Below are 9,103 nucleotides of genomic sequence, written 5' to 3'. Positions count from 1 at the left end.
GCGGTGCAGGTGTGGGAGCACGAGGGCGGGCGGTTGCTGCTGTCGACGGGGGTGCCGGTGGAGGTGCGGGTGCCCGGGGAGGCCGAGCGGGTGCTCGGGCCCGAGGTCGGGCCGGTCGAGCCGCCGGTGTGGTGGGTGGACGTGCACGGGGCCGAGTGGTGCGAGGGGGAGTCGCCCGCGATGCGGTTCGCGGTCGGGCTGGCGAGGGCCGCCGGGGGTGTGGTCTGGACGGACGACCCCGCCTACGAGGTCGGCTGGTTCTGATGGACGAGCTCACGTTCGACATCGCGACGCCGAAGGCGGGGCTCGTCCTGCAGGAGCGGACGATCGTGTCCGCGTCGGCGCGCGTGCTGCAGGCCGTGCGGGCGTGCGCGGAAAGCGGTCGGGAGTGCGTCATCGTGACTCCGGGGTCGGCCCGGCTGACGTTTCCGCTGCGCGCGATGATCGGGTCCGGGGTCCGGTGGGCGGTCAGGGCCGGGGCGGGCTCGCACTTCGACGGCCTGAACGGGACGGCCCTCGCGTGGGACGGCGAAAGGTTCGTGCCCGAGGGCACGGTGCATCCGGCGTTCGAGCGGACCGAGGAGGACGCGCGGTGGCCGGTGCTCGCGGCGACCGTGCGGCATCCGGCGGCGGACGGTCTGGAGGTGGGGCACGCGGTCGAGATGCTGTCGGTGGCGCTCACGGGGTCGCCGCCCGCGGGGTGGGGCGCCGCCGAGCCCGCCGCGACGCCTTGGAGCACCGGGGCCGTCACCGCGTACTGCCGGGGGCGTTCGCCGAAGCGCACGTGGCTGTGCCACGTCGGGGGTCCGGCGCTCGGGACGCTGCAGGTCGTCCGGACCGACCGCGGCGTCGAGGAGCGCGTGCTGATCGGCGCGAGCGTCGCGGTGCCCGACATGGGGGCGCTGGTGGAGGCGCTCGCGGGGCGGTTCGACCTCGTGTCGCTGACGGCGCGGCTCGTGCCGGGCCGGCGGGACCTGACGGCCGGGGCCCGGTGGTGCGGGGTGCCGGAGCCGGTGGGCGTCGCCGTCGGCGGGGTGTGGCGCGCGGCGGGGACGTGGGGGCGGTTCCGCGAGGTGCTGGAAGGGGCCGAGGGCGGCGGCGGGCGCTGGGGGTGAGTGTCACAGTTTTTAGTGCGGGCGCCTCTCAGGGGGTATGAAGCTCACGATTTTCGCCGCCACCGGCGGTACCGGACGGATCCTGGTCGATCTGGCGCTCGCGGAGGGGCACGACGTGACCGCGGTGGCGCGGCGGCCCCGCGACCTGCCCGCCGGGGTCCGGACCGTGCGGGCCGACCTGCTGGACGACCCCGACCTGCGGCCCGCGCTCGAAGGGGCCGACGCCGTGCTCTCGTGCCTCGGCGCCCGGAACAAGGCGGAGGCACGGGCGCGGACGTGCGCGAAGGGCACGGCGGCCGTCATCGCGGGGATGCGGGCCGCCGGGACGCGCAGGCTCGTCGTGATCAGTTCGGAGGCGATGACCGTCGTGCCGTCCCCGGAGCGTCCGGACCCGCCGAGGCACGACCCGGGCGAGGGGTTCCTCCTGCGGTACGTCGTGGGGCCGCCGGCGCGCGGGTACTTCCTGCGGGAGTACTACGCGGACCTCGGGGTGATGGAGGACGCGGTCCGCGGCAGCGGGCTCGACTGGACGATCGCGCGCCCGGCCCTGCTCGTCGACCGTCCGGCGCGGGGGCGGTACCGGACGGCCGTCGACCGCAAGCCGAAGGGCGGCTTCCGGATCGGCCGCGCCGACCTCGCCGCGTTCATGCTCGGGTGCGTCGCGCGGGACGGGACGGTCGGCCAGGCGATCACGCTCAACTACTGAGCGGGGTTTAGCCCCCGGAGCCGGCGGGGAGGGAGGGCGGGATCCATGCAGACGACGAGTAGGAGCAGATCGTGCTCACGCTGACGAGCGGTGCGGTGCAGGTCATCCGCAACGTGACCGCCAATCCCGAGCTGCCGCCCGAGACGGGGATTCGGATCGAGTCCGGCATCGACGGCTCGGACGCGCTGCGGCTGTCGGTCGCGTCCGCGCCGGAGGCCGGCGACCAGGTCGTCGAGGAGGAGGGCGCGAAGGTGTACCTGGAGCCGGCGGCGGCGCAGCTGCTGGACGACAAGACGCTCGACGCCCAGGTGGACCCGCAGGGCGAGGTGGCGTTCACCATCGCGGAGGGCACCGCGACCTGAACGGGCGGACGGTGCGGGGGCCGGGAGCGCGCGTGCCGCGCCCCGGCCCCGCGCGCGTCCGGGGTCACCGTGCCGCGAGGACGAGGGCGGCGACGCCGGCGGCGAAGCCGATCGTGGTGAGGACGAGGAAGGCGGCGACGACCGCGCAGGCGAGGCCGCGCGGGCGGTCGCGCCAGGTGCCGTAGCGGTCGCGCACCTGCCGGTCCAGGGCGTCGCGGTCCGGTTCCGCGGCCTCTCCGTCGTCGGTCACGGGGGCCAGTGTGTCACTCGAACGACGGGTGCGGGCCGAGCGCCCAGTATTCGAAGAGGCCGTGGCCGGTGGTGCCGTCGGCGTACTCGTAGCGGGCGACGGAGTCGACCATGCCCCACATGCGGGCGGCGTCGTCGGGGTCGCGGGTGTCGAGGGTGACGCCCTGCACCTTGAGGTCGGGCCCCTGGTACATGCCGTGCTTCCAGTCGGGTTCGAGCCCGTAGCCGGTGCCGACCATGAGGTGGACGGGCAGGATCGGCGTCGCGGTGACCGTGAACGGGGTGCCGTTCGGCGGGGCGAAGGCGATCGCGGCGGTGACGACCTCGCGGGTGCCGGGCTTGTAGGTCGGGCGGTACTCGGGACGCCCCAGGTATTCGGGTTCGCGGGACGGGTCCGCCCAGACGCGCGTGGCTTCTTCGAGCACGCGGCGGCCCTTTTCGTCCTCTTGGACGATGCAGAGGATCGAGTGGTCGTCGAACTGCATCGGTGCGTACACCCAGTAGAAGGTGCCGGCGTTCTTCGACTGGATGCCGGGCGGTTCGGGTTCGCCGACGGGGCGGATGCCCCAGGAGCGGTCGCGGGAGCCCCACCAGACGTCCGGGGTGACGTCGACGCGCTCGTCGCCGAGGGCGATGTGGCCGGTCCAGCGGCCGGTCTGGGCGATGCGGCGGGAGTCGAACATGACGCGGTCCTGCCAGCGCAGGTAGTGCGGCGGTTCGAGGGTGGCGGGGATCGCGCCCTCCCAGGCGAGGTCGAACGAGAGGCCGTGCTCGGTGGGGTCGAGGACGACGCGGAGCCGCTTGAGCCCTTCGAGGACCTCGACGCGGAACGGTCCGACGGTGGTGTCCATGCGGTCGGCGCCGAGTTCCCGGGAGGCGCGGACGACGCGGTGCAGCGGCCCGCGCCGGACGACGGCGAACGCGTCCGTGACGCCGAGGTTGGGGTACTGGCCGATGCCGATGAGCATCATGAGGTCGTCCGAGCACGGGTGGACGTTGAAGTAGTAGCGGTCGTAGAAGTTGCGGTCGGAGGTGGTGACGTGCCGCATCACCTCGGGCGCCTGGTGGACGGGGTAGTCGTCGAGGGGCGAGAGCGTCACGGCGTTTCCTCCAGGATGCGGGCGAGCAGCCGGGTGCAGTTGTTGTCGTGGGGGAACTCGCTGGTCTCGTCGATCCAGCCGAAGTCGATCATCGCCTGCCCGATCCGGGCCATGATCACCGCGAACTTGAAGCCGGACAGGATCTCGTAGTAGGCGAGGTGCCGCATCGGGCGGCCGAGGAGCTCCTCGTAGCGGGCGGCGGTCTCGGCGTACGACGGGAAGCCGGGCAGGCGGGGGACGCCGATGCCGTCGCAGTGGTGCCGGTCGATGAACATGAACCAGGCGAGGTCCTCCTCGGGGGCGCCGAGGACGGCGTTCTCCCAGTCCAGCGCGGCGACGGGGGTGCCGTGGTCGAAGACGACGTTGCCGATGCGGGAGTCGCCCCACAGCAGGACGGGCGGGTCGGGTTCGTCGGGGCGGTGGGCGCGGAGCCATTCGAGGGCCCGGAGCGCGACGTCCTGCGGGCCCGGGTAGGCCCAGTGGAGGTAGTGCTCGTAGTAGTTGAGGCGCTGGTCGAGGCCGGGGGCGCCCCACGCGGGCTGGTCGAGGAAGCCGAGGTCGAGGGCCCGGACGTCCAGCCGGTGCAGGCGCGCGAGGAGGTCGAGGGTGGACCACCACATGGCGGCCCGCTCGTCCGGTGCGACCTCGGTGACCCAGCCGTCCATGTGGTACGGGGGCATGTCGGTGGGGACGCGGCCGTCGGCGCGGGCCATGACGAAGAACGGGGCGCCGAGGACGTCGGGGGACGGCTCCCACCAGTGGACGGGCGGGACGGGCAGGTCGGTGCGGTCCGCGAGAACGCGCATCAGCCGGTACTGCTCCTCGAAGCGGGGTTCGGGGAACACCTGGTAGTGGACGGGCGCGACGCGGGCGACGCAGGGGTGCCGGACGCCGTCCGGGGTCTCGGCGTCGAACATCAGCGTCTCGCTGGAGAAGCCGCTGGTCTCGGGTGTTTCGAGGTGGGGGACGCGGGCGCCGGGCAGGTGCCGGTCCAGCCAGCCGGACAGGGCCAGCCGGGTCGCCTCCGGGTCGCGCTGGTGGGGAACGGGCATGGCCGCCTCCTGGCTCGCAACCAAAGTGAAACGTGTTCTATCAACGCGCCCAGGGGTGGTCAATGGGGCGGCCGGGCGGGCGTGAAAAAATCGGACGATGCGCCTCACCAAGCTCGGGCACGCGTGTGTCCGGATCAGCAAGGACGACCGCACGATCGTCATCGACCCCGGCGCGTTCAGCACGGGGGCGGAGGAGGCCCTCGCGGGCGCCGACGCGGTCCTGATCACCCACGAGCACTTCGACCACTTCGACGCCGACGCGCTGCGCAAGGCGATGGCCGCGCGCCCGTCCCTGGAGGTGTGGACGTCCCGCGTGGTCGCCGAGAACCTCGCCGACCTGGGCGGACGCGTCCACCAGGTGGGGCACGGCGACGCGGTGACGATCGCCGGGTTCGACGTGCACGTGTACGGCGAGGACCACGAGATCCTGCACCCGGACGTCCCGCCGATCCCCAACACCGGGTTCCTCATCGACGGGGAGGTGTTCCACCCGGGCGACGCGCTGACCGTACCGGGCGAGCCCGTCCGGACCCTTTGCCTTCCCGGTAACGCGCCGTGGCTGAAGATCCCCGAGCTGTACTCGTACACGCGGGAGGTCCGTCCCGAGCGCGCGTACGTCATCCATGACGGCCTGCTGAACGACATCGGCCTCACGGTCATGACCAAGCACGTGGGCGCGGCGGGCGAGGAGCTCGGCAAGACGTTCACCCGGCTGGCCCCGGGCGAGTCCGTGGAGCTGGACGGCGCGTGACCGAGCATCCCCCGACCCCCCGGGCCGTCCAGGCCGTCTTCTTCGACATCGGGGAGACGCTGATCAACGAGGGCGAGATCTACGGGCGCTGGGCCGACTGGCTGGGCGTGCCGAGGCACACGTTCCTCACCAAGCTCGGCGCGTACCTCGCGACCGGCAAGACCCACATGGACCTGTTCGAGTACTTCCGCCCCGGTTTCGACCTGGAGGCGGAGGAGAAGGCGCGCCGCGCGGCCGGCGTGCCCAACGGGTTCGGCCCGGACGACCTGTACCCGGACGCGCGCGCGTGTCTGGCGGGCCTGCGCGCCCAAGGTCTGTTCGTGGGCATCGCCGGGAACCAGCCGGTCGAGGCCGCCGAGCAGACGGAGGCGCTCGGGCTGGACGCGGACGTCATCGGCATCTCGGACGTCTGGGGCGTGCAGAAGCCGTCGCACGAGTTCTTCGAACGCTGCGCGCAGCTCGCGGACGCGCTGCCCGAGCACGTCCTGTACGTGGGCGACCGCATCGACAACGACGTCCGTCCCGCCATCGCTTTCGGCATGCGCGCGGCGTTCCTCAGGCGCGGCCCGTGGGGGCACATCCAGGAGGACGACGGCATCTTGCGCGAATGCCAGTTCGTCTTGGACGACCTCGCCGACCTGCCGGAACTCGTCCGCGACGCGAACAACCCTTAAGGGTCTCCCCCTACTCCGCGAGTAGGGGGAGAAACCGCTCCTTCGGCTGATGTGGGGTTCGGTGTCCGTTTCCTAGTTTGGTGAGCAACGGGTAAGGAACCCGTGTTCACAGTTCGAGGAATCGGGGAGAGAAGACCCATGAACGGCCTTTACCGACCGCGCAACCGCATGATCGCGGGGGTGTGCTCCGGACTTGCCCGCCGGTTCGGCATGTCCCCCTTCACGATGCGGCTCCTGTTCGTCCTGTCCTGCCTGCTGCCCGGCCCGCAGTTCGTCGTCTACATCGTCCTGTGGATCATGATGCCGAACGAGGACCGCCACCTGGCCCGCAGCCACTGACCCACAAGATCATCGATACCGCTCGACCAGCCCGGCCCCCGCAGTGTTAGATCGGTGGACACGAATCCACGGGCAGGGAGGGGACGGCGGTGTCGCAGGACGACCCGGACTCGGGCCGGGTCACCGCGCGGGACCCGGCCGGCGAGCACGCCGCCCGCCTCCTGGGCTTCCTGCGCGACCTCGCCCGCGCCCGCCGCGACCCGGCCGCGCACCGGCGCGTCCACTGGCTCGCCGACCTGCCCGGCGACGTCTACGTCGAGACCGACGCCGGGCCCGGAGACGTCCTGTTCAGCCTGCCGGTCATCCCGCTGACGCCCCCGGCGGTGCTGGAGGAGTTCGACGGCTGGCTGGCCCTGCGCCACTGGTACCGGCTGCTGCGCGACCTCGCCGAGGACGCGGGCGACGACGAGGTCGTCCTCGGCGCGGGCCTGCTGTCGTGGCGTCCCGCGCACGGCCCGCCCGTCCGCGACCACCTGCTCGGCACGCCCGTCCGGATCGCGCTGGACGAGCGCACCGAGCGGATCGACGTCGTCCTCGGCGGGCCCGTCGCGCTGCGGGACGGCGACCTGCTCGGCGGCCGCCCGGGATTCCGCGGGGCGCTGCGCGTCGCGGCCGCCGTCCGCGCGGGCCGCGCGTTCGGCCTGCACCCCTCCACCGGCGACGTCCTGCGCGACTGGTGCGGCGCCGCGCTCGTCGGCGCCGTCGACTACCGCGACGACTGGACGCCCGACGAGACCGGCACGCCCGTCCCGCAGGTCCGGCTCGCGCCCGCGCTGGTCGTCCGGCCGCCGTCCCGCGAACCCGTCGCGCGCTACCACCAGCGGATGATCGACCTCCTCCCGGACCTGCCCGCGGGCTTCGCGCGCTTCGTCACCGGCCGGTCGCCGCAGGTCATGCGCGTTCCCGACCGCGCCCCCGACACCGTCCCCGACCTGCTCGAAGGGCTGCTCGTCCGGGGCCGCCGCGTGCTCGTCGCCGTCCCGTCCGGGGCGGCCGCCGCCGCCCTGCACGCCGCGCTGCCGCCCGGCCTCGCCGCCCTCGCCGCCACCGACGCCGCGACCGCCCGCACCGCCGTCGAGGGCCTGCACGCCGCCCCGCCGGACGACCTCGACGCGCTCGCCGGGCACGCGGCCCGCGCCGAGAGCGACGCCGCCGGGCTGCGCGACCGCGCGCCCCGCCCGCCGATCACCGCGCGGGAGGCCGCCGACCTCGTCGCGCTCCTCGCGAGCGAGACGCCCGAACGGCGCGCCCGGCCCGAGCAGCGCGACGTCGATCCCGGCGCGCTGCCCAGCGCCGCGTACGTCCGCACCCTCGTCGAGGCCGAACGGACCGCCGCCGAACGCGCCGGACGCGCCGACACCGAACTGTCCCGGCTGCTCCGCGGGTCCGACGTCGCGCTCGTCGCGCGCCTCGACGCGGCCGCCGCCGCGGTCGGCGCGGCCCTGCGCGACCTCGGCCTCGACGGGCACCCCGGCGGCTGGAACCCCGCCGACCTGGCCGTCCGCGCGTTCGCGGACGCCCTCGCCGAGCGCCGTCCGGCCGTCTGGGCGCGCGTCACCGAGATGGCGGCCCGCGCCGAATGGGCCGAGCGCGCCCTCGCCGGCATGGGCGGGCGCCGCGTCGAACTCCCCCCGGGGGAGCTGCACCTGCGGCGCCTCGCCGGCGTCGCCCAGGAACTGCGCACCTACCTCGCCGACGGCGGCACCCTCAAGCGCGGCCCGCTCCGCTCCCAGCCCCAGCGCCAGGCCGAGATCCTCCTGCAGTACGCGACCGTGGACGGCGAACCCCCCACCACGCCCGAACTGCTCGACGTCGTCTTCACCGACCTCATGGTCCGGATGACCTGCCAGGAACTCCAGTACGTGTGGGAGGCCGCCGGGATCTCGTTCCCCGCCGACCTGCCGCCCGCCGAACGCGTCGACCGCTTCGTGCGCGCACACACACGCCTCACCCGCCTGCACGAGGTCCTCCCCGCCGTGGCCGAGACGCGGGAACTCCTCGACCGCGCGGGACTGCACGTCCCGCTGGACCACCCCCTCCAGTGGCACGCGTACGCGACCGCCCTGCAAGGCGCGCTCGAAACCCTCGGCGTCGACCGCGCCGCCGCGGACCTCGGCGCCCTCCGCGACTCGATCGGCCCCGCCGACCCGGCCGACCCGCCGGAACTCGCCGCCGCCCTCGCCGCGATCGACGCCCGCGACGCCGCCGCCTACGGCCGCGCCCTCGCCGCCCTCGCCGAGGCCCGCCACGAGCGCGCCCTCCAGGTCCGCTGCGGCGAACTCCTCGACCGCGTCCGCGCCGTCCACCCCGACCTCGCGCACCTCCTCCGCGCCACCGACGGCGACGAGGCGTGGCACGCCCGCGTCCGCCGCTGGGACGACGCGTGGACGTGGGCGCGCGGCGCGGGCCTCACCCCCGCCGAGGAGCGCCACCGCGCCGCCGTCGCCGCGGCCGACGCCGCCGCGGCCGACGCCCGCGCCGCCCTCGCCGCGGCCCGCGCCCGCACCGCCGCCCGCGACCGCCTGCGGTCCGCCGCGTCCGCCCCGGTGGACGTCGTCCCCGCCTGGATCCTCCCGCTCTGGCGCATCCCCGAGACCCTGCCGCCGCACGCCGACGCGTTCGACGCGGTCATCGTGGACGGCGAGCACGGCGCGGGCGCCGAGGCCCTGTTCGTCCTGTGGCTCGCCCCTCGCGCGATCCTCGTCGGCGGGGCGTCGGGCGGCGGGAGCTCGCGGGCGGCCTCGCCGACGAGGAT

10 protein-coding genes and 1 pseudogene are annotated in these 9,103 nt (G+C 74.5%); 8 read left to right on the top strand and 3 right to left on the bottom strand.

Features of this window, described 5'->3' with window-relative positions; all coding sequences use genetic code 11:
* The 4 genes and pseudogenes from DMH08_RS40575 to DMH08_RS36455 all read left to right on the top strand — a co-directional run.
* Positions 1-264, top strand: a pseudogene (locus DMH08_RS40575) (hypothetical protein); the annotation flags it as partial.
* Positions 264-1,115 carry a DUF6177 family protein gene (locus tag DMH08_RS36465; RefSeq protein ID WP_125620731.1) on the top strand — a complete coding sequence of 284 codons (852 nt, stop codon included), beginning with the start codon at positions 264-266 and terminating at the stop codon, positions 1,113-1,115. The pseudogene DMH08_RS40575 and the gene DMH08_RS36465, both read left to right, overlap by 1 nt.
* A 37-nt stretch (positions 1,116-1,152) precedes the next feature.
* Positions 1,153-1,821: an NAD(P)-dependent oxidoreductase gene (locus tag DMH08_RS36460; protein ID WP_026405237.1), complete on the top strand. Its 669-nt coding sequence runs from the start codon at positions 1,153-1,155 to the stop codon at positions 1,819-1,821.
* 71 nt (positions 1,822-1,892) lie between these two features.
* Positions 1,893-2,183 carry a Fe-S cluster assembly protein HesB gene (locus tag DMH08_RS36455; RefSeq protein WP_026405236.1) on the top strand — a complete coding sequence of 97 codons (291 nt, stop codon included), beginning with the start codon at positions 1,893-1,895 and terminating at the stop codon, positions 2,181-2,183.
* A gap of 64 nt (positions 2,184-2,247) precedes the next feature.
* Here DMH08_RS36455 and DMH08_RS36450 read toward each other — a convergent pair whose 3' ends face one another.
* From DMH08_RS36450 to DMH08_RS36440, 3 genes are read right to left on the bottom strand one after another with little or no spacing between them, the layout of a single operon-like run.
* Positions 2,248-2,433: a hypothetical protein gene (locus tag DMH08_RS36450; protein WP_026405235.1), complete on the bottom strand. Its 186-nt coding sequence runs from the start codon at positions 2,431-2,433 to the stop codon at positions 2,248-2,250.
* Between the two features lie 13 nt (positions 2,434-2,446).
* Positions 2,447-3,532 (bottom strand): hypothetical protein, encoded by a 1,086-nt coding sequence (locus tag DMH08_RS36445; RefSeq protein ID WP_199748176.1) that lies wholly within the window; start codon positions 3,530-3,532, stop codon positions 2,447-2,449.
* Positions 3,529-4,584 carry a phosphotransferase family protein gene (locus DMH08_RS36440; RefSeq protein ID WP_034520920.1) on the bottom strand — a complete coding sequence of 352 codons (1,056 nt, stop codon included), beginning with the start codon at positions 4,582-4,584 and terminating at the stop codon, positions 3,529-3,531. The genes DMH08_RS36445 and DMH08_RS36440 overlap by 4 nt, the downstream gene beginning before the upstream one ends.
* Before the next feature lie 97 nt (positions 4,585-4,681).
* Here DMH08_RS36440 and DMH08_RS36435 point away from each other — a divergent pair, with 97 nt between their 5' ends.
* The 4 genes from DMH08_RS36435 to DMH08_RS36420 all read left to right on the top strand — a co-directional run.
* Entirely contained in the window at positions 4,682-5,335 is a 654-nt protein-coding gene (locus DMH08_RS36435) for an MBL fold metallo-hydrolase (protein WP_125620727.1), read from the top strand.
* The gene (locus DMH08_RS36430) at positions 5,332-6,009 is read left to right on the top strand and encodes an HAD family hydrolase (RefSeq protein WP_125620725.1); all 678 of its coding nucleotides are present in this window, start codon (positions 5,332-5,334) and stop codon (positions 6,007-6,009) included. Before DMH08_RS36435 ends, DMH08_RS36430 begins: the two co-directional genes overlap by 4 nt.
* Positions 6,010-6,147: 138 nt before the next feature.
* Positions 6,148-6,348 (top strand): PspC domain-containing protein, encoded by a 201-nt coding sequence (locus DMH08_RS36425; protein WP_026405231.1) that lies wholly within the window; start codon positions 6,148-6,150, stop codon positions 6,346-6,348.
* Between the two features lie 89 nt (positions 6,349-6,437).
* Positions 6,438-9,103 (top strand): hypothetical protein (locus tag DMH08_RS36420; RefSeq protein ID WP_125620724.1); only part of this gene is annotated, 2,666 nt, incomplete at its 3' end.

This window comes from Actinomadura sp. WAC 06369, from assembly GCF_003947565.1.
In the GTDB taxonomy this organism is placed as follows: domain Bacteria; phylum Actinomycetota; class Actinomycetes; order Streptosporangiales; family Streptosporangiaceae; genus Spirillospora; species Spirillospora rifamycini.
The sequence above is the reverse complement of the archived record's forward strand: the minus strand, read 5'-3'. Positions and strand labels throughout refer to the sequence as shown.